Annotated in this window: 25 protein-coding genes and 1 pseudogene; 1 reads left to right on the top strand and 25 read right to left on the bottom strand. The window is 34.7% G+C overall.

Translation table 11 applies throughout. The annotated features are described in order from the left end of the window. The 8 genes from Q7P22_RS02165 to dapF form a co-directional block, all read right to left on the bottom strand. Nucleotides 1–690, bottom strand: coding sequence for a zinc metallopeptidase (locus Q7P22_RS02165; RefSeq protein ID WP_303860077.1), 690 nt, complete (start codon nucleotides 688–690; stop codon nucleotides 1–3). 304 nt (nucleotides 691–994) lie between these two features. Further along, a complete protein-coding gene (gene fmt, locus Q7P22_RS02160) occupies nucleotides 995–1933 on the bottom strand; it encodes a methionyl-tRNA formyltransferase (RefSeq protein ID WP_303860075.1) in 939 nt (312 codons plus the stop codon). 89 nt (nucleotides 1934–2022) lie between these two features. Further along, nucleotides 2023–2457 carry a peptide deformylase gene (def, locus tag Q7P22_RS02155; RefSeq protein WP_303860073.1) on the bottom strand — a complete coding sequence of 145 codons (435 nt, stop codon included), beginning with the start codon at nucleotides 2455–2457 and terminating at the stop codon, nucleotides 2023–2025. Between the two features lie 9 nt (nucleotides 2458–2466). Further along, nucleotides 2467–4731 (bottom strand): primosomal protein N', encoded by a 2265-nt coding sequence (gene priA / locus Q7P22_RS02150; RefSeq protein WP_303860071.1) that lies wholly within the window; start codon nucleotides 4729–4731, stop codon nucleotides 2467–2469. Nucleotides 4732–5005: 274 nt separating this feature from the next. Beyond that, the gene (gene rpoZ / locus Q7P22_RS02145; RefSeq protein ID WP_303860069.1) at nucleotides 5006–5194 is read right to left on the bottom strand and encodes a DNA-directed RNA polymerase subunit omega; all 189 of its coding nucleotides are present in this window, start codon (nucleotides 5192–5194) and stop codon (nucleotides 5006–5008) included. A 1-nt stretch (nucleotide 5195) separates the two neighbouring features. After that, nucleotides 5196–5825 (bottom strand): guanylate kinase, encoded by a 630-nt coding sequence (gene gmk / locus Q7P22_RS02140; RefSeq protein ID WP_303860066.1) that lies wholly within the window; start codon nucleotides 5823–5825, stop codon nucleotides 5196–5198. Nucleotides 5826–5837: 12 nt separating this feature from the next. Further along, nucleotides 5838–6716, bottom strand: coding sequence for a YicC/YloC family endoribonuclease (locus tag Q7P22_RS02135; RefSeq protein ID WP_303860065.1), 879 nt, complete (start codon nucleotides 6714–6716; stop codon nucleotides 5838–5840). A gap of 28 nt (nucleotides 6717–6744) precedes the next feature. After that, nucleotides 6745–7569 carry a diaminopimelate epimerase gene (dapF, locus tag Q7P22_RS02130; protein ID WP_303860063.1) on the bottom strand — a complete coding sequence of 275 codons (825 nt, stop codon included), beginning with the start codon at nucleotides 7567–7569 and terminating at the stop codon, nucleotides 6745–6747. A 475-nt stretch (nucleotides 7570–8044) separates the two neighbouring features. On the opposite strand from dapF, the gene Q7P22_RS02125 reads away from it, so the two are divergent. Further along, nucleotides 8045–9805, top strand: coding sequence for an NFACT family protein (locus Q7P22_RS02125; protein WP_303860061.1), 1761 nt, complete (start codon nucleotides 8045–8047; stop codon nucleotides 9803–9805). A 190-nt stretch (nucleotides 9806–9995) separates the two neighbouring features. Here the strand turns inward: Q7P22_RS02125 and Q7P22_RS02120 are convergent, their stop codons facing one another. The 17 genes and pseudogenes from Q7P22_RS02120 to Q7P22_RS02040 all read right to left on the bottom strand — a co-directional run. Next, nucleotides 9996–10925: an RluA family pseudouridine synthase gene (locus tag Q7P22_RS02120; protein WP_303860059.1), complete on the bottom strand. Its 930-nt coding sequence runs from the start codon at nucleotides 10923–10925 to the stop codon at nucleotides 9996–9998. A gap of 6 nt (nucleotides 10926–10931) precedes the next feature. Then, on the bottom strand, nucleotides 10932–11675 hold the full coding sequence (locus tag Q7P22_RS02115; RefSeq protein WP_303860057.1) for a YlmH/Sll1252 family protein: 744 nt from the start codon (nucleotides 11673–11675) through the stop codon (nucleotides 10932–10934). Further along, the gene (locus tag Q7P22_RS02110; RefSeq protein ID WP_303860055.1) at nucleotides 11672–11941 is read right to left on the bottom strand and encodes a YggT family protein; all 270 of its coding nucleotides are present in this window, start codon (nucleotides 11939–11941) and stop codon (nucleotides 11672–11674) included. The genes Q7P22_RS02115 and Q7P22_RS02110 overlap by 4 nt, the downstream gene beginning before the upstream one ends. Nucleotides 11942–11951: 10 nt before the next feature. Continuing rightward, complete coding sequence (locus tag Q7P22_RS02105) at nucleotides 11952–12422, bottom strand: cell division protein SepF (RefSeq protein WP_303860053.1); 471 nt, start codon at nucleotides 12420–12422, stop codon at nucleotides 11952–11954. A 21-nt stretch (nucleotides 12423–12443) separates the two neighbouring features. Beyond that, on the bottom strand, nucleotides 12444–13097 hold the full coding sequence (locus Q7P22_RS02100; protein WP_303860051.1) for a YggS family pyridoxal phosphate-dependent enzyme: 654 nt from the start codon (nucleotides 13095–13097) through the stop codon (nucleotides 12444–12446). A gap of 9 nt (nucleotides 13098–13106) precedes the next feature. Further along, nucleotides 13107–14387, bottom strand: a complete 1281-nt coding sequence (locus tag Q7P22_RS02095) for an HlyD family efflux transporter periplasmic adaptor subunit (RefSeq protein ID WP_303860049.1) — start codon at nucleotides 14385–14387, stop codon at nucleotides 13107–13109. Between the two features lie 296 nt (nucleotides 14388–14683). Beyond that, nucleotides 14684–15538 (bottom strand): metallophosphoesterase, encoded by an 855-nt coding sequence (locus Q7P22_RS02090; protein WP_303860047.1) that lies wholly within the window; start codon nucleotides 15536–15538, stop codon nucleotides 14684–14686. Between the two features lie 227 nt (nucleotides 15539–15765). After that, a complete protein-coding gene (locus Q7P22_RS02085; protein ID WP_303860044.1) occupies nucleotides 15766–16293 on the bottom strand; it encodes an FmdE family protein in 528 nt (175 codons plus the stop codon). 223 nt (nucleotides 16294–16516) lie between these two features. Continuing rightward, nucleotides 16517–17326 (bottom strand): ABC transporter ATP-binding protein, encoded by an 810-nt coding sequence (locus tag Q7P22_RS02080; RefSeq protein ID WP_303860042.1) that lies wholly within the window; start codon nucleotides 17324–17326, stop codon nucleotides 16517–16519. After that, on the bottom strand, nucleotides 17323–18387 hold the full coding sequence (locus Q7P22_RS02075) for an iron ABC transporter permease (RefSeq protein WP_303860040.1): 1065 nt from the start codon (nucleotides 18385–18387) through the stop codon (nucleotides 17323–17325). Before Q7P22_RS02075 ends, Q7P22_RS02080 begins: the two co-directional genes overlap by 4 nt. Beyond that, nucleotides 18381–19496 (bottom strand): iron ABC transporter substrate-binding protein, encoded by a 1116-nt coding sequence (locus tag Q7P22_RS02070; protein WP_303860039.1) that lies wholly within the window; start codon nucleotides 19494–19496, stop codon nucleotides 18381–18383. Before Q7P22_RS02070 ends, Q7P22_RS02075 begins: the two co-directional genes overlap by 7 nt. A 15-nt stretch (nucleotides 19497–19511) precedes the next feature. Then, complete coding sequence (locus Q7P22_RS02065) at nucleotides 19512–20324, bottom strand: class I SAM-dependent methyltransferase (protein ID WP_303860037.1); 813 nt, start codon at nucleotides 20322–20324, stop codon at nucleotides 19512–19514. A 425-nt stretch (nucleotides 20325–20749) separates the two neighbouring features. Continuing rightward, the gene (locus Q7P22_RS02060) at nucleotides 20750–21505 is read right to left on the bottom strand and encodes an AAA family ATPase (protein WP_303860035.1); all 756 of its coding nucleotides are present in this window, start codon (nucleotides 21503–21505) and stop codon (nucleotides 20750–20752) included. A 101-nt stretch (nucleotides 21506–21606) separates the two neighbouring features. Further along, entirely contained in the window at nucleotides 21607–22197 is a 591-nt protein-coding gene (locus Q7P22_RS02055; protein ID WP_303860033.1) for an ABC transporter ATP-binding protein, read from the bottom strand. Next, nucleotides 22184–22756: pseudogene (locus tag Q7P22_RS02050) on the bottom strand (FecCD family ABC transporter permease); the annotation flags it as partial. The gene Q7P22_RS02055 and the pseudogene Q7P22_RS02050, both read right to left, overlap by 14 nt. A 315-nt stretch (nucleotides 22757–23071) precedes the next feature. Continuing rightward, nucleotides 23072–23821, bottom strand: a complete 750-nt coding sequence (locus tag Q7P22_RS02045; RefSeq protein WP_303860031.1) for an ABC transporter ATP-binding protein — start codon at nucleotides 23819–23821, stop codon at nucleotides 23072–23074. Then, nucleotides 23818–24613, bottom strand: a 796-nt coding sequence (locus tag Q7P22_RS02040; protein WP_303860029.1) for an iron ABC transporter permease, incomplete at its 5' end; no start/stop codon positions are given. The genes Q7P22_RS02040 and Q7P22_RS02045, both read right to left, overlap by 4 nt.

Raw genomic sequence — 24613 nt, 5'->3', positions numbered from 1 at the left:
TTAATCTCTAGATCCTTTCAATGCAAGCATTCGTAATAATTGTAAAAAAGACATGATTGTGGCAGCTACATAAGTTAAAGCCGCTGCATTTAAAACTCTTCTTGCCCCTGGACCATCTTCGTCATAAAGAATAACATTTTGATCTAATTGAGCAATAGCGCGCCGACTAGCGTTAAATTCTACAGGCAAGGTGATAATATTAAATAGAATCGCTCCTGTAAAAAATACAATACCTAATTCCATAAGCCCTGTAAAATTAAAGAACAAGCCTATTATAAACAAATACCATGCAGAATTTGATGCAAATGCGGCTACAGGTGCAATAGCGCTACGAAGTTTAAGTGGGGCATAACCTCTATTGTGTTGAATAGCGTGACCTACCTCGTGAGCTGCAATGCTTACAGACGCTACACTTCTGCCATTGTATACTTCATGAGATAATCTCAGGACTTTCTTTCTTGGATCATAGTGGTCGGATAATTTTCCGCCTACTAGTTCTACAGAAACATCTGTTATTCCATTGTTGAGTAATAATTTCCTAGCCGCTTCCCCACCAGTTATTCCTCTACTATTGGCAACTCTCAAATACTTGTTGTAAGTAGACGACACATTCCACTGAGCAAAAGCTGCTAAAATCAATCCAGGAATGAGTATAATCATTGTATAGTCAAAAAAATACGGAAAAATCATTCTAACACCTTCCTTTTGCGTATATACGGTAATCTTATACTTATTCTATACGATATTTCTTAAATCATGCTTAATTTAAGGTGGTAAGGTGGTCAGCAAAACCGTAAAAGACAACAACACTCTAGGTTAGCTCTGTGGGTCAAATGAGAACTTTTTACTTAATAAAACAGCAAGAACGGAATCTTGCCTCTCAATAAAGTAAGAAACGGTGCTTTACACCGCTTGTCCATAAAAGCTACTCCTGATGCCTAGTATGGATTGCTGATTGTTGTCTACTGGTAGCTATTGTATTTCCACTTTCCACTTAGTTTAGAATTGTTCCCATATTAATTGTGTTTCCTTTTAAATAATCATCTACATGCATTTTCTTTTTATTGGGGAATTGGATTTCTTCTAGGAATAGTCCTCCATCTCCTGTTTTTACTAGGAGTCCTCTGCCTTTTACGTATTTTATGATGGTACCTGGAGTGATATCAGAAGACAGTTCTTCTGTGTATCTTTTGGAAGTATGGATTTTTAACCTTTTTCCTTCGTGATTGGTAGAGGCTACAGGCCATGGATTGGTGCCTCTGATAAGATTAAAGATCTCTTCTGAGCTCTTATCCCAGCAAATTTTTCCAGTATTTTTTGTCAGCATCGGTGCATAAGAGCTCTTTTCTTCTTCTTGTTTTGTTCTAGATTCTATTTTCTTTTCTACATAATCTAATGTTTTTAAAATTAGACTCGAACCTAAATCCGCTAATATATCGTAAAGCTCTCCAGCAGTCATATCCTCTTCTATCTTTACTTTTTCCTGGTAAATGATATCTCCTGTATCCATACCCTCGTCCATATACATTGTAGTCACACCAGATTCTTTTTCACCTTTTATTATGGCCCAATTTATAGGTGCAGAACCCCTATAAGCTGGCAATAATGAGGCATGAATATTAATACAACCGTACTTTGGAAACTCAATGAGCTCCCTAGGTAAAAGCTGTCCATATGCCACTGCAATGATTACATCTGGTTGAAGCGCCTTAACTTGATTTACAGCCTCTTTATCTTTAATTCTATTTGGTTGTAAAATAGGGATATTATTCTCTAAAGCCAACTCCTTTACGGAAGAATAAATAACCTTATTGCCCCTGCCTTTAGGCTTGTCAGGCTGTGTGACTACAGCTACTACTTCATGGTCTGATTCTAATATTGATTTTAAAGGTACACGAGCAAAATCAGGAGTACCCATAAATACGATTTTCATACTACGATCACCTCTATAGTTGTTTTATATTAATTGTTACGTTAAGGTTTATTGCTAATGTAGCAGAAAGTAGAATGTGGAAATTTAGTTTACAATTTGTCTATAAACAACACTCCATCTAAATGCTCTACTTCATGGCATATAGCTCTTGCTAGTAGTTCATTACCTACTAGTTCTTGTTTTTTTCCTTGTAAATCTAGATATTGCGCTTTTACCTCATTCGGTCTTTCTACTTCTTCTGTTACATCAGGTACGCTTAAACAACCTTCTGGACCTACTTGTGAACCATTGGTCTCCAGAATTTCTGGATTAATCATAACAATTGGACCTTCTCCAACATCGATTACGACGATCCTTCTAAGTATTCCCACCTGAGGTCCTGCTAAACCTACTCCCTCTGCGTGATACATCGTGTCTAACATATCTCTTGCCAATTCTTTTATGCGAAGATTTACTTCTGTTATCTCCCTCGCTTGTTTGCGTAGTATTGGATCTCCTTCAGTTCTAATATTTCTTAGTGCCATAGCGTCCTCCTATAGTATATTGTTTGGATTAATATCAATGATTAATGTTGATTGTAGTTCAATAATTTCTTTTTCTTTACTTAATTTATTCAAAATAGAATTATACTGCAAAATATAATTGGTCTTAATAATAAAGTACCACCTGTATTTTTTATTGATTTTCTTAATAGGAGAGGCTGTAGGTCGATACATTTCCCTCAAAAGCTCTTCTCCTTCTTCCTCCTGGACTAGCTTGTACAATTTGTCATAGTATTTTAGGCAATCTCGTGAAACTTCCACTTCATCTTCATTGGTAAAACCTATATATATAATATCGGAAAATGGAGGATATTTCATCATCTTTCGATAAGATATCTCCTGATCATAAAAGCCCTTATAATCGTATGCTTGAGACAATGTAATGGCGTAATGATCCGGCTCGTAAGTTTGGACGATGACTTCTCCTAATTTATCTCCTCTGCCTGCTCTACCTGCTACTTGAGTAATTAATTGAAAGGTTCTCTCACTAGCCTTGTAATCTGGTATATTCAAAGTAGAATCCGCTAAGATTACACCTACTAATGTAACATTTTTAAAATCAAAGCCCTTTGTAACCATTTGAGTTCCAAGAAGGATATCTGCTTTGCCTTTTTGAAATAAGTCAATAGTTTCTTCATAAGCTCCTTTTCGTTGCATAGAATCCGTATCCATCCTCAGTATTCTCGCCTGTGGATAGTACTTTCTTAGTTGCATCTCAAGCTTTTGCGTACCAGAGCCCGTGTATTTGATTTTGTCGCTATTGCATTTAGGACAAATAGTCGGTACATGTTCTTTATGTCCGCAATAATGACAAGCCATTTGCTTTATATTATGATGATATGTCATACTGATTTCACAATTAGGGCAGTTTACTGCATATCCACAATTTCTACAAAATACAAATGTAGAATAACCTCTCTTATTCAAAAATAAAATAGTCTGTTCTCCGCGTTTTAAATTTTGCAAAATGCCATTATGAAGCTTCCGGCTAATCACTGTTTTATTCCCAGCGTATAGCTCTTCTTTCATATCAATAATATGAATCTCAGGCATAGGAATAGACTTAACCCTTTCTGGCAGCTCTAATAAATTTACATGTCCATATAAAGCTTCATAATAAGATGAAACACTTGGCGTTGCACTCCCTAAGACGATATGACATCCATGAATATCTTGAAGTTTTTTTGCCACTTCATGGGTATTATATCGAGGACGGTTGTTAGACTTAAAGGTGTTTTCATGTTCTTCATCTAGTATAATTAAACCTAAATCGTCCATAGGAGCAAATACAGCCGAACGTGCGCCTAAGACAATGCGAACTGTTTTATTTTTGATGGCATTCCATTGATCAATTTTCTCTCCATCGCTTAGATGGCTATGAATGATTCCTATATTCTCCTTAAATCGCCCCATAATTCGTCCAATAATTTGAGAGGTAAGAGATATTTCAGGAACAAGGTAAATACAGCTCTTCCCCCTCTTTATCGTTTCCTCTATATACCTTAAATAAACCTCCGTCTTTCCACTTCCCGTAACTCCATGAAGTAAAAAAGTACTAGGTTTTTCATAGCTATTAAATAAATCAAAAGCTTCTTGTTGATGTCTATTTAAAGTATTAGCAGGATACTGATATTCTCGATCTTTATAAGGATTTCGTATATTGATTTCTTTTGACTCCGTGATTAAGCCCTTTTTTATAAGGACATTTAAATTTGCTGTTGTACAAGTTGTTTTCTCCTTAAGCTCTTTAAAACTTACGGGAATTTCTTCTAAACAGCTTAATATCTCTCTTTGTTTTGTAGCATTGCTCTTGATTTGAGCTAAATAGTCTTCTCTATTGCAGTATTTTCCAGAAAGCTTATAATACTTCAACTCTTGCAATGCATTGGCCATGTAATAGGTATTTCTACCATTCTCTTTTTTCTTTTTTATATGTAAATTGCTTGGAACAAAGCAGTTTACAGCTTCCATAAATAGACAATGGTAACTCTTTTGCAGCCAATAACACATTTTTATCTGCCAATCATTTAGTTTTGGGTAGTCTTCAATAACTCCTTCAATATTCTTTAGCCTTTTGTGTTCGCTACTCTCTTTAATGCCTATAACTAAACCATCAATTTTACTATTTTTTACCCCAAAGGGAATAACCACCCTAAGACCTATTTCCATAGGCTCTAAAAAATCAGGTATATAATAATCAAAAGAATAGTCAATATTCCTGTTTATTTGATTGATATAAACTTCTGCTACTCTCATAGATTACCGCCTTTAGTAAAAATCATTTGATTCATCTCTAGTCCGCGACATGCACTCTCACCTTAGAATCTCCTACATCGATTCTGAGGTCGTGCTGTTCGTCAAATAAAAACTTCGTTTTGGCTAGGCTCACTCGTTCACGTAAAAAAATTGCAAGAGCATATGCTATTGCAATCATTTTTCAATTATTGTTCAACCATTACTTGCTATACCAGTCACCTTTGGTGACTTAAAAGATTTATATAGAGCTTAGAACTAATGCGCTAAAGGCGTATTAGTACTTGTACTCTATTAAATCTCTAGCAACTTCTTCTGTTGCAATAGACACTGGGTTTTCGTTGTTGATTTTGACTTCTGGGGTCAATCCCTCTACTAAATGACGTGCTCTCTTTGCTGTTACTAGGATTAAAGAATATTTATTATCTACCTTTTGTAATAAATCATTTATTGCTGGATATCTCATATTATGACCTCCCTATAATTTCATCAATCTTACTTTCTAATCGATTAGAACGACATTTTTCTGCTGTTATAATCGACGCAATTTTATCTGCTGCTACATGAACTTCATCATTGATAACGATATAACTGTAATTCTTAGCATTTCGAATTTCATCATATGCACAGTTCATACGTTTGTTAAGTTGTTCTTCGCTTTCTGTTCCTCGTTCCGTAATCCTTTTTCGAAGCTCAGAAAAGGAGGGCGGAACAACGAAAATATAGATGCCTTCTGGATAATTAGATCGGACTTGAGCAGCACCTTGAATATCTATTTCAAGTATTACGTCAATACCTTCATCCATCATATCTATAACGGATTGGGATGGAGTACCATAGTAATTATCATAAACTTTTGCGTATTCTAAAAATTCATCATTACCGATCATATCAAGGAAACTTTCTTTGGTAATAAAGTAGTAGTTTTTACCTTCTGTTTCTCCTGGTCTTGGATTTCTTGTAGTAGCTGAAACAGAAACAGCTAGATTGGGGTATTTACTTAACAATTTTTTACATACTGTCCCCTTCCCCGCACCTGAAGGTCCTGAAATGACGATAAGTAAGCCTTTTTCTTTAATGTAAAAATTTCTTTCCATTTTTCCCCCTAATTATTCGATGTTCTGTACTTGTTCTCTCATTTTTTCTAGTTCACTCTTCATATCTACAACACAATTTGATATTTCAATATCATTTGCTTTAGAACCTATAGTATTGATTTCTCTATTCATCTCTTGAATAAGAAAATCTAGCTTTCTTCCAACTGGTTCTACTTCTTCTATAATTTTATAAAAGCGATGAATATGACTTTTCAATCTGGTAATCTCTTCATCAATGCTGACGCGATCAGCAAAAATAGCCACTTCACTTAACAACCTACTCTCATCAACCTCTATAGAATTAGTATATTCTTTTATCTTGTCTTCTAAACGGACTCTGTAGTCTTGACTTACTATAGGAGCTCTTTTTTCAGCAATAGACAAGTTTTGATTAATATATGCTAAACGCATTTCAAAATCTTTTTTTAAAGTATCGCCTTCTCTTTCTCTACTATCTACCAGGGCAGATGTAGCACATTTTAATGCTGGAGATACCTTTTGCCAAAGAATATCTAAATCTACTTCATTTTCTGTAGCGGTTATTACATCAGGAAATCTAGAAACTAAACTCAAAGAAACTTCACCTGTAATTTCTAAAAAACTGTTCTTTAATGCTTTTAGGCTCTTTACATACTCTTCAGCAAGCTTGCTGTTTAAAGAAAGAGACTTATCTCCAATAGCACCTCTGTTTAGTTTAATACTTATTTCAACTCTACCTCTAGAAACGCTTTCACTAACGTATTTGCGGATATTTTCTTCAAGCATAGCAATCTGTCTAGGAGTTTTTATAAAAAAGTCCTTATACCTGTGATTTATACTCTTCATTTCGACTATGATTTCAAATTCTTCATCTCGATATTCGCCTCTGCCGAAGCCTGTCATACTTTTCATAAAACCCTCCTAAGTAAATAAACAACTATTATAAAGTGATTTCTCCATCAAATACTTTAATGGCTTCACCAGTCATATATATATCATCTTTGACTTTTATATGCAAGTCTCCACCTGGTAGAGTTGCCCTTATTTCTTGATTTATGAACCCCCTAAGGACTCCTACAGTTGCACTAGCACATGCACCTGTTCCACAAGCCATAGTAAGACCAGCGCCTCTTTCCCATGTAATCACTTTAATATGGTCATGGTCAATAATCTCTACAAAGTTTACATTCGTTTTGCTGATGAATAATGGGTGATTCTCAAAAAATACACCTATCTCTTTTATGGGATAATTTTGTACATCCTCTACAAAAATCACCACATGAGGATTACCCATTGAAAGAGCAGCGTAAGAAATTTCTTGACCATTATAAGATAATCTCTCATTTAATGCATTCTCCTGATCTAAATGGATCGGAATTTTGCTACATTCAAAAATGGGTGCACCCATATTGACTTGCACTTTCATCACTTCGTCTTCTTTTATCTCTAAATAAGTAATTTTTAGCCCAGCAAGAGTTTCCACATAAAGAGGATTTTCTCTTACTATATTATTATCATAAACGTATTTAGCAAAACAGCGAATGCCATTTCCACACATCTCCACTTCTGTGCCATCCGAGTTATAAAAACTCATCTTAATATGATGTGTTTGAGAGGGATTGATTATGATTAAACCGTCTGCGCCAATACCGAACTTTCGATCACATAAAAAGGTGATTTGCTCTTTCGTTAAGGATAGGGCTTCTTTTAAGTTTTCTAAAACGATGAAATCATTACCTAATCCGTGCATTTTCGTAAACTTCATAATAAACAAATCCTTTTTTGATAAAATAACTTTAGTTCTACGTTTTATGTTGTACGTTCTAAGTAAAAACTTTTAGATACGAGCCAATCTGCTGCAGATTGCCTCGACCGCTTCGCGGTCGAGGTCGTTGCACTTGCTCATAGAAATTAATTCATTTTCTCGTGCAAGCACGGAAAATGCTTTAATTTTTGCGAGCCAATCTGCTAATACGAATATTATACCATAAATCTATAAATAAACATCACTTTGACTTTATTTTATATGCCGCAAATCACCTCGACCGCTTGTGCGGTCGAGGTCGTTGCACTTGCTCATAAAAATGAAAATACTTCCTCGTGCAAGCACGGAAAATATTTTCATTTCTGCGAGCCAATCTGCTAATACGCACATTATACCACAATAAAAATTATTGACATAGGTTTTTTTAGTGTATAATGTTTGAAAGAAGAACGAAGAAATGTAAAGGATGATTATAATGCCATTTGACGGAATTACTACTTTTTCGGTAGTTCAAGAACTAAGAGATAAATTGATCCACGGAAAAATCAATAAAATATACCAACCCGAATCTGATGAGATACTATTAAATATAAATAATAGAGGAAACAAGTACAGCTTGCTTATTTCTGCTAATAACAATAACCCTAGGATTCACTTGACAGCGCATACTAAGGGCAATCCTTTAGCGCCTCCTATGTTTTGTATGCTTCTGCGTAAAAACATTCAAAATTCTACTATTTTAGAGATCAATCAATTGGGTTTAGACCGAATTGTTGAAATACGTCTTCGCACCAAAAACGAATTGGGAGATACTGTCACTAAGAGATTAGTAGTCGAGATTATGGGCAGACATAGCAATGTTACACTCATTAATGAACCTGAGGAGGTTATCGTAGACAGCATTAAAAGAGTAGGTAAAAATATTAGCACCTTTAGAGAAGTATTGCCTGGCAGAGTATACAAAGCACCTCCACAGGACAAAAATGAGCCAATTAATGTAAAAAGAGAACCGTTTCTTTCTCTTTTACATGGCTATGCTCAAAACAAAACCCTTTATAAATTTATTATAGATACCTTTATAGGTGTTAGCCCGCCATTATCTCATGAAATATGCCATCGAGCGAAAATAAACAGCGATAGACCTCTATCCGAATTAACAGATGAAAATGAAGATTCCCTATACAATGTATTTAATAATCTTTACAGTCATTTAGAAGATCATTTGCAACCTTTTATGTACACCAATAAAAACAAGAGCAAAGTCTATGATTTTTCTGCTATTGATTACACCTACTACGAGCTCTACCATAAGACGGACTACGCTTCAATATCTGGCCTTTTAGAGGAGTATTATTACTTAAGGGATTCTCTCTCTCGAATTCAAAATAGATCCTCGAGCATGGTGCAAATGCTAAATAATAAACTAGAAAGAGACTATCACAAATTAGACAAGCAAATTAAAGAATTTCAAGATGCGGAAGATGCTGAAATCTATAGAAAATACGGTGAGCTTATTACAAGTCAAATATATTTATTAGAAGGAGGGCAAAAATCTGCTGTTTTATCTGATTATTACACAGGAGAAGAAATCGAAATCCCCCTTTCTGTTCAATTATCACCATCGGAAAATGCTCAAAAATACTTTAAAAAATACAATAAAGGCAAAAGAGCAAAAGAATACTTAAAAGAGCAAATGTCTATTACAAAAGAAGAGATTTATTACCTTGAAAGCCAAATTGACAATATACGAAAATGTACTGAAATAGAAGAGTTTAATGAGATCAAAGAAGATTTGATTGAAAATGGATACTTAAAAGCTCAAGGTCGAAAAAAGTCGAACAAAAAAGAAATCACTGTATCCCAACCTATGAAGTATATCTACGAGGGAGTAGAAATTTACGTAGGAAAGAACAACAAACAAAATGAATATTTGACCACAAAATTTGCAGCAAAGACAGACTTGTGGCTACATGTAAAAGACATGCCTGGCTCTCATGTCATTGTAAAAAAAGATGCAGATAAAGTAGATGACAAACTCCTCTATACAGCAGCCCTTCTAGCCGCCTACTACAGCAAAGGCAAAGAATCCAGTAATATTCCTATAGACTACACAGCTGTAAAATACGTAAAAAAACCTAAGGGGGCTAAGACAGGTATGGTCATTTATACAGATCAGAAGACTCTGTATGTAACGCCGAAAGAGGATGAAGTGCTTAAGATTGATCGGGTAGACTAGGTGGTAAGGTGGTCAAATATGCGACTTACGTCGCAGTGAACAATGAACTTGGAACAATGAAAAACAAACAATTTAGAAGAGTAATAAAACACGCATATTTGCACTGTTCAATTTTTATTGTTCGTTGTTCATTGTTCATTGAAGGGTTTTCCCTTCCAACCTTCCAACTTTCTGCTATATAACGTAGAACTTAGAACGTAGAACTGTTACCGCCTAGCTCCTGCAACACCTTCTCAAAGTACTCAGGTATAGGGCAGCTAAATTCCACATACTCTCCTGTCTCTGGGTGGGTAAAGCCTATGGTGGAGGCGTGGAGGAGCTGACCTTTTGAGTAGAGTTTTTGTCTCTTTAAACCGTAAGTAAGATCTCCTACAACTGGATGGCCAATATAGCTCATATGAACTCTTATTTGATGGGTTCTACCTGTCTCTAGCTTACATTCTATAAGTGTATACTTGCTAAATCGTTTTAATACCTTAAAATGGGTTTTAGCATCTTTCGCATTTCGATCTGTAACGGTCATTTTTTTTCGGTCTTTTATATGCCTTCCTATAGGTGCGTCTACAATACCTGTTTCCTCTTGAATAATTCCCTCTACTAATGCGGTGTATTTTCGCGTAATAGTGTGTTCCTTAAGTTGTACACTCAAAGATTTATGAGCCAAATCACTTTTGGCTACGACCAAAAGGCCTGATGTGTCTTTATCTATTCGGTGTACAATTCCTGGACGAAGGACCCCATTGATATCAGAAAGCTTATCAATATGGTAAAGCAGAGCATTAACAAGGGTATCTTTGTAATTACCTGGAGCAGGGTGAACGACCATACCTTGAGGTTTGTTCACAACCAGGACATGATTATCCTCATATACAATATCAATAGGAATGTTTTGTGGTTCGATTTCTAATAACTCTGGCTCTGGAAGATTTATTAAGACCTCATCTTTTCCCTGCAGCTTATAACTAGCTTTTACTTCTTTGCCATTAACCGTAATTTTACTGTCGTCTATTAGCTTTTTGATATAGGTTCTCGATAGTTGTGAAATATTATCACTTATATACTGATCGATTCGCATACCTTCATCTGATTCTTCTACAATTAACTCAATTTTCTCTTCCATAATACCTCACACATATTTTTTTATGACTATTTTATTTCTTCCTTTTTTTGTGGTACCAGTAAACTCCTCTAAAATAAATCGACCTTTTCCTTTTACGGAAAATAAATCACCAATCTTAGCTATTTGAGAAGATTTTGTCTTCTCTTCATGATTAATCTTTACCCTGCCACCTTTTATCAGATCTGTGGCAGCTTCTCTAGAAATCCCACAAGCACTACTGATAATCGCGTCTAAGCGAAAGGAAGCGATACTTATATTGCCAAATTCAAACTCTGGTTCTTTTACTTCTATTTGACTTATAGGGAGCACTTCAAATTGTATCTTGCGATTACTCAATCTATCAAAATTTACAGCAATAAACTCTGCAATATGCTCCTTAACTACTATTTGAATACACTTTTCATCAATAATAATATCCCCAATAATTTCCCTGGCAATACCTAAACTCATCACCGCGCCTAAAACCATTCTGTGGTGAACTTCAAAATCCACTTCACATTTACATAAAGCTATCGGCCAAGGTATTTCTCCCCCTATCTCTTCTGCAAGCAAGCATAACATCTTTCGCTCGCAAAATTCATGCCCTCCAAAAAAAGAAAAATCTATAGGCTCGTGTTTTAATTCCCCTTCGATACGTCCCTGCTGAGAAGGATCACAAAAATCAAAAAAAGCTAAGCCATCAGATAATCTTTTTGCCTGATAACTTATCTTTTTTACCATAATATCTGTGTTATTATACTTTTGGCTCATAGAAAAATCATCCCCAGTATCAAGCGATAAACCGGTTCCACGATAAAGTCAATGAGTATTATGGCTAATAACGGTGAGAAGTCCATAGGGCCAAAAAGGGTAATTTTTCTTAAAGGCTCTAAAATAGGTTCTGTCATACTGTATATAATCTGAACAATAGGATTATCTCTGTTAGGCCGAATCCAACTAAATATCACATTTACAAATATTAATAAAGATATTAATTGAAACAGGACACTTCCTGCCCGTAACAATGTATAATACATTTAAACACTCCTACTTATCAAATTTCCAGTTTAACAAATCGCTCGTCGCAGAAGAATCAATATTCTCAGCAATAACATCAACCGTGTTCGGTGCAAGAATAAATACGTTTTCACTGATTTTTTGTATGGTACCATCTAATGCGTAAACTGCCCCATTTAAAAAGTCAAAAATCTTTCTACCTTCTTCAAAGTCTGCCTTTTCTAGATTAGCAACTATTGTTTTATTCCTTTTTAAGTTGTCACAAATGACAGGTGCATCATTGAAAAGTACAGGTTCTACTACTAACACTTTTGAATTTTTTTCTGCAGTTGTGGCAGTCGTCATGGCAATCCCCTTATCCTTCTTTGCTTTTGATTTATAAACTGGTCTCTCCTCTACTTCTTCCTCTTCGTATTCTTCTTCAAATTCATCATCTTCGTATTCATCTTCTATTTCTAAACCTAAAAGATTTTTTACTTTTCCCCAAGAATCCTTAGCCATAATATGTAGCCTCCTCTTATATTATACAAAAATACCTCGTCCTATTCTAACTAGGTTAGAACCTTCTTCTATTGCAACCGGACAATCATTTGTCATCCCCATAGACAAAGTCTCAATATTCACATTTTTAAATGCATCTTGATTATCTTTTATTTTATCATATATTTCGCGCATTTTTCTAAAAATGTGACGAGTTTCTTCAATATTTTCAGTAAAAGGTGCCATCGTCATAAAGCCTGCAACAGAGATATTGCTTTCATGGGAGATTTTCTGAAGAAAAGATTCTACTTCTTCTACCGCTATGCCAAACTTGCTATCTTCCATCGATACATTTACCTGAATTAAGATTCTCATGATTAGTTCATGTTTTTTTGCTTGAGTATTGATTTCTTTAGCTAGCTTTACAGAATCTACCGAGTGAATTAAATCTACTTTATCTATAATGTACTTTACTTTATTGGTCTGTAGATGTCCAATTAAATGCCACCTAATATCTCCTTTAATCTTGTCGTATTTATCCAGTAGTTCTTGAACTCGATTTTCACCTAAGTCCTTTATCCCATAGTCTACAACTCTTTGAATTTCCTCTATACTTCTATGCTTTGTAACCGCTACTAGTGTTACATTTTGAGGTATTTCTTTCAAAATTCGATCTAAATTTTTTTCTATATTCATTTTCTTCACCTACGGATTTATGATTAATGTTGCGCCTTCCTTGATGTCTTTATTGTCTGTTTTGTCTAAAAATACGTCTTTACCTTTTTTACGATTGATTTTAACCTCTATATATTCTTTTAAAGACCCCTTACTCATAATAATAATATTATCTTTCCCATCTTTTTGAACAATAGACTTTTTAGGGATAATATATCCCGTGTCAGAATAAGTCACAAGATCAATATCTACTTGCCTCTGAGTATAAAAGTCAGGTGGAAGCTGCTCTTTTAATTGAATTAAGAGCAGCTTTTCTTGTCCATATTCTACGATATCGATGGCATGCCCTTTATAGTTATCTTCATTATAGTGAAAAGAAATCATAGGCATAGCTCTTAAATCTCCAAACTGATTGTTTAAATGATGATAATATGTATTCAGATCTTTAGTCTTAATAGACTCCATGATTTGTTCTTTTACTTTTAACACTTGTTCTTCTTGTCTTAAAAATACTTCTTTAGGCAATATAATAGAGAGATACATATACGTATCGTCTATTATTTTGACAGTTTGTTTATAATTAGAATCATCGTTGCCATTATAATTCTCTAATTCTCTTATGTATTCAGGTGTCAAATACTGCAAGATATTTGCATTTAATAAACTTTCATAGCCATCAGATTGAAAATAAATATACCCTGGGAAGCTGATATTTAATTTTTTAGCTGTAATTTTTGACCCTGTGGTATCGTTTTGAGAACTATACTCTTTTTTTAGTTCAAGGAGGCTTTCTTCATCAGCTCCTAGGTATTGAAAGGACTTTAATATATAGCTTTTTTTCTTGGTTAATTGGTCTTTTTCTGAATTCAATACTTTTAGCTTCTTCTCATTACCAAAATTCTCTGCCCATTTGATATCACTATTAAGCTTTTCAATCTCTTTGTCAATCTTTTCAATATCGTTAGAAAATAAATTCTCCTTTTGATAGGCTTTATTATCTATAAGCCAATTAATGATGTCGATTTCCCTATTAAAGTAATCACTAAAGGAAATACTACTAGAATTAGAGAGCGTTTGATTTAGGCCCACCCTTTGACCCTCTTTAACTTCAAAATCAATCTGTTGATCTAAATGAGCCACTTCTTCGTTTCGTATAACGAGAGCCTGAGTTTCATAGGATTCAGAATATTGTCTTGCATATAGTAACTCAACTTTTTTGCTATTGTGATTGACCCATAATAAAATCACTATGGTCACAATAGCCAATCCCATCCAAACCGTGTTTTGAGATTTTTTCTTTTTATTCGACATAATTTCACCTGTTCTATAAGGAAAATGTAACTTTTTACAAAAAATGTTTTGATTTCTGCGAGCCAATCTGCACAGATTGCCTCGACTGCTTTGCAGTCTCAGTCGTTTGGCACTTGCTCATAGAAATCAATTCATTTTCTCGTGCAAGCACGGAAAATGTTTTGATTTCTGCGAGCCAATCTGCTTTTCGAACATTATAACATATAAAAAAGAACTTGTACAAGGAAAGTACCCCAGTCTAACAATAGTTAAAAGATAATTAAACAATTGTTTGGATGATTAAGAAGATATTTAATTTATTCCCTTTTTAAAGTGATCAAGACTAGTTCGGGTGGATTATTAATTCGTATTGGAATTATGCTATTGCCTAGACCTCTACTTACGACCATTGAAGTTGAGTTTTTACTATATATCCCTTCTGTATACTTTGGAATAAAACCTTGGTTTGGAGCTACTAAAGCACCTATAAGTGGAAGTATAACTTGACCACCGTGCGCATGACCACTAAGAACAAGATCTACCCCGGAATCTTTATATACATTAAATAGTTCAGGTCTATGAGAAAGCAAAATATTAAAATCTGTTTTAACATTTTTGTATAATTTTTTAATACTCTCTATCATATATTTTTGATTATCATTCCAAAGATAAGTACTTTCACTTTGAACTATAGCAGGATCCGCTACCCCCATTAAACCTACTTCGTCTCCTTTATTGGATAATGTTGTATAAGAATTATCAAGAAAATGAACATCTAGCTTTTTCATTTCTTTCATTAGCTCGTTATACTTATCTGATAATTGCTCGTGATTTCCCGTAGCATAATAGGTAGGTACCATAATAGATAATCGTTTAACTAGTTCTGTAGCTGTTTTAATATTGGTATTTCTTCTATCAATTAAATCACCGGTGATTACAATAATATCAGGATTACTCTCTTCAACTAATTTATCTAATAACCCATGAAAGTTTTTATTATGTAAGTCAGATATTTGAAGAATTCTATAACCATTAAAACCTTCTGGTATTTTAGCATTCTTGTACTCGTATTTTGTCACCCTGACATAGTTGTTTTGCCATAGGGCGTATATGATAAAGATTACAATTAAAGCAATCACAAATCCATATATCCTTTTATTTATTTTTATCATAACTTCCCCCATCTACTTATAATCTGCTCTTAGCTACGTTTAAGCACTGCTTTAGCTTGACCCATATCACTTTATTTTTAATGCTTTACGAATTAATGTGTTATATTAAATAACTCTATAAAACCTTATGGGGAAGAACTTCAAAATTTGAGTTCTTCCCCTTTTAATTTGTGGTGATATATTTAGAATATTTTACTTAACAAGAAATATATCACAGATATCCATCTCTAATCCCAACCTCTTGTATAGGGTTCAAAGCAGTCTAAACAAAGCTTTTGCCCATTCATCATTCGAATTTTATGGTCTGCAGCCCCTTCTTGGCATTTATCACATATAATTGTTTGAAAACCACGAGCCTTTTCAGGTACTTGTATTTTTGGATATGTAATTTTAAATACATCTCTATAATTAGCGAGCAGTAAAAATTCTCTTCTTTGTTTTTGATCCATATCTTTATGAAATGGATTAAGTATTAATCGAACGCTTTTGTTCTCCTTTCGATTTAAGAAAGTAAATGCCATTTTCCCAGTTGCCTTGTATATAAGATTTCCTTTGCCCATAGTACATCCTGTAATTACCTGAACGGCATCTACCCCACAGGCATCGTTTTCAGTGATACATAGAAGCTCTTCATCTTGAGAAAAGTTTAATCCCAACTCTTCTATTGCTCCTAAGGCTGCCTTAAATCCAATAGCAAGACCTCCGCATTCATGCCCATGAAAATCAACACATTTTTCCCATAGTTCTTTATTCATTTATATTCCTCCTCGCATAAATAAAAGCTCACAAAAATTACCGCTTATGCTAATAACCCTTCGTGAGCGAATGAAACTTTTTTAAACGTATTTATATTGCTATATTTACCCATTATATCTTGATTAATTTATAAAATCAATCCAACATTCAACAATCTGTCACCATGAAGCAATGTACTTTTACCACTTAAATCCTGAATTACATTTTTGTATTAACAATCATTCAGAAGTTTACAAGATTCTTTTTATCTTGAAAACTATCTTGTTCAAGCACTTTTTTCTCTTGAGGAATGACCACATCTACATTATCAATAGTGTGAATCTTTACTGCTATTCCATAAACGTGTTCAATGCTTTTAGCTGTAATGATACTCTTATCTCCATAATTATAAATCTGTCTATCCTTTAGAAGTACAAACTTATCACAGTACCTTAGGGCTAGATTTAAATCATGGATAACAATTATAACAGCAATTTCACTATCTATACATACTTGTTTAATCAGCCTCATTACTTCATATTGATTGCACAAGTCTAAATTACTCGTCGGTTCATCAAGGAGTAAAACCTTTGGTTCTTGGGCAAGGGCTCTTGCTATCATGACCTTTTGTTGCTCGCCACCACTAAGTTCATCTACAAATTTTGCAGCCATATCCCTAAGATTTAATTTATCAAGGGCAGCTTCTACAATACCTTCATCCTCTGTTTTAGCCCCCCATTTAATATAAGGTTTTCGACCAAGCATTACCATATCGTACACAGTCAATCGACTGCTTTGTGTTCTTTGAGCGACAAAAGCCATATTTTGAGCCACTTTATTTAAAGACATATCTAAAATACTGTTATCGTCGATATAAACAATTCCTTTTTGTGGAGATAAAATACGATTAAGACATTTAAGCAAAGTACTCTTTCCTGCCCCATTATTACCTAGTATGCCAAGGCATTCACTAGGACGTGCTTCAAAAGCGATATCTTTTAAAATCGGGCTAGAGCACTTATAATCAAAATCCAAATCTTTAACGATCATCATTTTTTATTGCCCCCTTTAAATATTAAATAAATAAATAATGGTGCGCCTAAGAAGGATGTAATTGCACCAATAGGCAAAATAACTGGCGACATAATACCTCGTGCCCCCAGATCTCCTAACAAAAGTAAAACTCCTCCCATAAGTGCTGAGCAAGGCAAAAGATAAACATGATTATTTCCTATAAATCTTCGAACAATATGTGGAGCAATAAGACCAATAAAGTTAATAAGACCCACATAGGAAACAATAACCGAAGCCGTTAAAGAACATATGATCATATTTACAATTCTCTCTCGATTGACATTAACACCAAGACTAATAGCTGTCTGTTCTCCACTTTCTAATGCATTGTAGTCCCACCGTTTCAACATAAAAAACAAACATGCCAAAAGCACAACCACTGCCATAATGTAAATTTCTTTCCAGCCAGTACGTCCAAGATCACCAAAAGTCCAAAAGACTACCGAGGTTAATTGTTCTTCACTTGCAAAGTATTGTAAAAGCGTCGCCCCTCCTTGGAACATAGCGCTGAGGGCTACACCCACTAATATCATGGATTCAGGTGTAATCTTCTTAATTCTCGATAAGCCTAAAACAAGCGCAGAAACGCCCATACTACAAATAAAAGCGCACAAACTAATAAGCAGGGAATTAGAAAAGTTAATTCCAGTATTTCCTTGTGTCCCTGCACTTAGTACAATAATAGCAAAGGAGGCGCCAAAGGTAGCTCCTTGAGAAATACCCAGCGTTGAAGCAGAGGCCATAGGGTTGTGAAGAACAGCCTGTAATACACATCCCGTAATACCTAGTCCACACCCACCTAAAATAGCCGTTATCACTCTGGGAAGACGCATGTTTTGAACTACTGTATTCATCTTAGCATCTGCTTTCCCAAAGATTGCTTTCGCAATTTCTACTAAAGACGTTTCATAGGAGCCTGCTCGCAATGCGAGCAAGGCACTTAGAATTAGTGCTAAAGCGAGAAAACATAAAAAGAAAATACTTCTTGTCTTATACTTTTCATAAGCTAGAATATTCGTTTGCTTTTGCTCTACTACCAATTACTTTCACCTATCTTTATTTCCCTAAATTCATACCCATTTTCTCTTAATGTGTCATAGTACTTTGTTCCTAACATCATCTCAAAAATCTCATCTGCTTTTTTTGCTGGATCTATATCTTTAAATTGTTCAGGAAAAATCATCTTTCCAGCATAATAGGTATCAGCTAGAGCCATCTCTGCATTAACTGCATTAAAGCGGAAAGGGATCTGTGAATATACTCGATCCTCTTTTACTGCAGTTAAAGAATTATAATAATCTGCGTTCTTTGCGTAATCTTCATTAATTAATTCTTTGCCACTAAAATCTAAGAATATGATATCTGGGTCCCACTGTAGTACTTTTTCCATATCAATATTAAAGGGACCTTTCTGGCCAGTTTCCTCTGCTAAGTTTTTTGCTCCTACAGCTTCAAAAGGAGCATAGTTAGCCTCTGTTCCATCAAATCCATGGGCACCTTTGAAAGAAACACCTCCTACGTAAACAGTAGGCTTATCTTCCTCTTTAATGTCTTTTACTCGATTGTTAAGATCTTCTTCTATCCCTTTAAAATAGGTAATAAGCTCTTCGGCACGATCTTTTTTATCATATACTTCGCCCATCAATTCAAGAGTATTATAGCAACCTTCATCAAATACAGTATCAATCAAAGGAATGACTATCACAGGTATACCAGTCTTTTTCTGATAAGCATCTGCCCCTACTTTATCAAATGTAGATGCCATAATTACATCTGGACTTAATTTTACAATCTCTTCATCGTAGGTTTCTCCATTGTTCCCAGTAGCCGGCAAAGTCGTAAAAAAATCTTTGTTCACATAATTAAATGGTTTTTCAAGTGCTGGTTCGTGTTCGTGTTCTTCAATGCCCAGGACTAAGTCCGTAGCCTGCATATATGTAGTAAAACGGAGTGTCCCAACGCCAACGCAAACTATAGATTCTACATGTTGGGGTATCTCGACATTTCTACCTGTAGCATCTGTTACAATGCGAAGGCTGTCCTCCACTGTAGATTGGCTTGTTTCCTTTGAAGGTTCTCTATTTTCTTTAGAAGTACAACCTACAAAAACAAATAGTACTAATAAAACAATGGCTATCATTCGCTTCATTATCATCATCCTTCTTTATACTTCCCAATACATAGTGGCAATAGTTGTATTTACTTTTTCTTCAATATGACCATCTTTAGCAATGGACATTAAGTACTTATCAATTTGATCTTCTTCGTCACTAGTCAACTCTCTATAGGATTTCATTCGATTTACATAGAGTTTACTGGCTTCATCAACAGTTCTTTTCTGATCCCAAATTCGGGGTTCATATATTAATTTTGGCAAGATGCCTTGTAACCACAACAATGCAAATGCGTAGAGAATATCCTTATCTCCAGTTTCCATTTTTCTTTCAATAGAAAGCATCTTTCTTATTTCATCAGAAACAGGGTCTGTACGTTTAATAGGCTTTGCTAGGACGCAATAGCCTCTACTTGCTTGATGAAGCTTTTCAAAAGTCTCTGCACTACGCACACCAGGTGTCATATTAGCAATGACGAGGTCAAATTTCCCCATATAATCTATTTGTTTTAAATCTAATTCATGCCAATTACAAACATGAAATTCAGCATTTTCAATTCCCATTTCCTCTTTTTTAATCTTGGCTTTTTCAATCATTTTTGACGATAAATCTAAACCGACTACATTTTGACACTTCTTCGCTAGTGCTAAAGAATATTTCCCCGCTCCACAGCCTACATCCAGTACCGTATATTCAGGTTGAAGCATTTCGTTTTCTTCTAGTAATTTTAAAAGAGTACTGTTCGAGCTTGAAGGCAACTCGAATTCCCCAAATTTTGTAGCCATTGAGTCCCACATCTCTATGCTGGCAGCTACATCTCTTTCCTCATAAGTCCATATTTTTCTTATATCTTCTAGTTGCACTTTTACATTCCTCCTCACAAAAATAAAAGCCCACAAAAAATTATCGTTTCACCGATAACCCTTCGTGGGCAAATTAATTTTTTTATAAGTCTTCATAACTTATAACTACTTTATATTTGTTAATTATAGCTCAAGTACGTTGCGAAGGCAACAATGTTATGACATTTTATCCTTAAAAAATCGAAATTCATACCTAGTTATTTTTATTTTTTCCTTTTCATAAGTTACAATATTGTCAAACATTTTATACAAAAGCTTTCTTACCATATATCGCTCTTCATCTGTAAAGTCTTTGGCAAAATTCGATTTAAGTCCTTAAAGATATCATGATTTAATTTTTCTTTCTACACACCAAAAACGGAACATATTTCATATTACTCAGTTCCCATATGCTCATATGCTTTTTTCATTCAATTGTCGTGCTTTTACACGAGGGTCCGTAATATTTCATTAACCGTTTCAGTGAATTCAGAAGAGTCAATAGTTTCCCCCATTAGATTGTTGAGAGCTATTCCCTCTGATTGTTTTAAAATACCGCCTATACGAATACCTTTATCCTCTAATTTTTCCGTTAATATTTTTTCTTGTTTATCCCCTATCTTGTTTAACACTACCACAAAAGGCTTGTCTTTTTCTTCTGCGAATTCTTTTATTCTTTCGGCTAAAGTTACCGATTCATTAGAAGGCTCTATGACCATTACTACCTTGTCTGCTCCTTCTAAGAGACCTCTACCAAAGTGTTCCACTCCTGCTTCTGTATCGACGATTACCCATTCATCTTCAGTTACCGTCAATTGGTTAAGAAACTTTCGTGCAGTTGCTCCCATAGGGCAGGCGCATCCTTCGCTAACCTGTTGAATTTTACCTACACTTAACAATCCTAAATTTCCCTTCCAAGATACAATCTTCTCAGGTAACATATCTAAGGTAATTCTATTGTTGCTTGAAAGGTTTTTGCTATCTTTCCCCATATTCGCTTTAAATTCTTCCCTGCCACCTAGATAATCTAATAAACCCATTTCAGCACTTGACATATTGAGCATTTTATCCAAAGTTCGATTGGATTCATCAGTATCAACAACTAATGTTCTTTTACCTTCTGCTGCTAAAGTTTGCGATAGCAAAGACGTCAATGTGCTTTTACCACTTCCACCTTTACCACTTAGTATAATTTTTGGCATCTTACATTCTCTCCTTTATTTTATATAGATATTATATTAATCTTCTTATCCTCGACAACCACTATAGTACTTGCATTCTCTATACCCTTGCCTACATTTTGCTAATATGGTATGACAATTTTCATATCCCTACGTTCTACAATCTCCACATCTACTCCATAAACATCGCTTATCGTTCTTGATGTTACTGTTTCAATGTCGCCATAAGAGTAAACTTTAGAATTCTTTAAATAGAGAAATTTATCACAATATCTAAGGGCTAAATTTAAATCGTGTAACACAATGACTACAGCAATTTCTTTTTCTTTCGTTATCTTCTGAATTAATTTTAATACCTCCAGCTGATTGTGTAAATCGAGACAGCTAGTAGGCGAGAACGTCACATATGGTTTTCTTCCCAATAATATAGCATCGTAGGCGGATATTTGATTCACTTCATTTTTTTGAGCAACATAAGCTGTTTTTTGGGCAATTTGTAAACCACTGAGCTTTAGGATATTGACCTGATTTACAACCACTGTACCTTTATGAGGTGAAATAATCTTGTTCAGGCATTTGAGCATGGTGCTTTTCCCTGCACCATTGTTACCCAAAATAGCGACGCATTCACCATTTAAAACATCAAATGATACTTCTTGCAAAATCTTTTTATCTGTACCATAACTAAATTCTAATCCACTAACTTTTAGCATGGGATCCAGCTCCTTTATATATTAAATACAGAAATAGCGGTGCACCTAAGAAAGAGGTGATTGCACCAATGGGCAATATCACTGGTGAAATAATCAATAGTGCAAAAATATCACTCATTATCAATAGTAAAGCACCCATAAAAGCAGACGCAGGTAATAGATACCGATAATCATTTCCTATAAAACGACGAACTATGTGTGGCGCGATTAAACCGATGAAATTAATCGTTCCTACAAATGATACAATTATCGCAGTATTAAGAGATGCAATAACCATACTTGTTAAACGTACCCTTGAAACATGCACTCCTAAACCCCTTGCAGTATCTTCTCCTGATTCTAGTGAATTGTAATTCCAACTATTGAATAAAAAATAGGCGAATGATAGACTCGTTACAAAAACAACAATGCCTACTTCCTTCATATTCACCCTTCCCAAATCGCCAAAAGTCCAAAACACAATCGCTGACATCTGGGTGTCAGTTGAAAAATACTGCAATAAAGTAGTAGCTCCTGAAAATAGAGAACTTAAAGCAACACCAGCTAAAATCATCATTGGTGGCGTTGTCTTGCGATACTACTTTTAATTTTTTAATTTTTATATCATTTTTACGCTAAAATAATCTAACAATGACTTAAAATAGTAAATTGAACTGTGTCCCCTTTTAATTAAGAAGTATCTTGAGGTTGTTGCCTATATATCTCTGCTATTGCATTTAATCTCATCTCATTTAACTTAAAGATTCTAGTTTGAGATTGTAGTTTCATTTATTGTTATAATTCATCAATACTTAGTTGATACGTCTAACACTGTTTCTCCTTTATTCATGGTAATTTCACTAAAATTATTCTAGATCTCTTATTGATTTTGATTTTACTCAATTAATGCTATTTTTCTTCCATCAATTTCTACAAGTTTCGTTTCTATATCATATACTTCTTTTAATATTTCTTCTGTTACAGTTGAACAATCGCCAAAACTGTATACAAGTCCATCTTTCAAAAATAAAAATTTGTCGCAATATCGAAGAGCGAGATTTATGTCGTGAATAACGATCAAAACAGTAATGTTTTGCTCTCTTGCCATCTTCTTCACTAATTTCATCATTTCATGCTGATTTTTAGGGTCAAGATTGCTCGTTGGTTCATCTAATAATAGCAAATTAGGTTGTTGAACCAATGCCCTTGCCAACATTACCTTCTGTACTTCACCACCACTTAACTTGTTAACGTATTTTAATCTAAATGAAGTCATTCCCACTAATTCCAGCATTCTATCGCAAATTTTCAAATCTTCATCAGAAGTACTCCACTTAATGTATGGTTTACGCCCCAATAATACTGAATCATAGACTGTATAATGGCTCAATTCATTTTTTTGTGCCACGTAGGAAATATTTTGTGCGATTTCATTACGACTCATCTTAAATATGTCCTTGCCATTAATGTTGAGATTACCAGTACTAGGCGTCTTTATTCTATTTAAACATGTGATTAATGTACTCTTACCAGCTCCGTTATTTCCAAGGACCGCTATAAACTCTTTATCGTGAATATCAAAACTTATGTTTTTTAATATTTCATTTTTATCATATGAAAAAGAAATATTGCGCACTTCTATCACTTAAATCCCTCCCTCTTGTAAATCAAATACAAAAACAGAGGAGCTCCTAAGAAAGACGTTAATGCACCGATTGGAAGGATACTTGGAGATGCGATCGTGCGAGATACTAACTCTGCCAGAACTAATATAATTGCTCCCATAATGGCTGAAGCTATAATTAGAAAGCGATGATCATTTCCAACAAATTTCCTTACAATATGAGGCGAAACTAAACCGATAAAACTTATGCTACCTACAAAAGCAACGGAAATTGCCGCTATAAGGGTACAAAACACCATACTTATAAGTATTAGACAATCAACATCAATACCGAGGCTTTTTGCTGTTTCTACTCCTGCTTCCATAGCATTATAATTCCATCTATTATAGAAAAAGTATATAAATGCGATGAAAGATATAAGAAATATTACCCTTATCTGATTCCACCCAGCTCTACCTAGATCTCCGAATGTCCAATATACTACTGAAGCTACTTTTACATCATCTGCAAAGTACTGCACTAATGTGGTTCCCCCAGCAAAAAGAGAACTAAGTGCAACGCCAGCTAAAATCAGCGCAACTGGCGTTACCTTTGTAAACCTCGATAATCCAAGAATGACACCTGTAGTCAATATTCCTCCTAGAAAAGCAAAAATCGTTACAAGGTAAGGATTTGAAATAGATACTGCTGCTGCCGTACTAGCATTGATCTGTACGCCAGCATCTAAAAATACAATTGCAAACGCAGCACCAAAAGAAGCCCCTTGAGTCACGTGGTCGTCCCAGGGCTCCACAAACCCGGTCGTCCCGAGG

This window comes from Alkalibaculum bacchi (assembly GCF_937875145.1).
Classification (GTDB): Bacteria; Bacillota; Clostridia; order Eubacteriales; family Alkalibacteraceae; genus Alkalibaculum; species Alkalibaculum bacchi_A.
The sequence above is the reverse complement of the archived record's forward strand: the minus strand, read 5'-3'. Positions and strand labels throughout refer to the sequence as shown.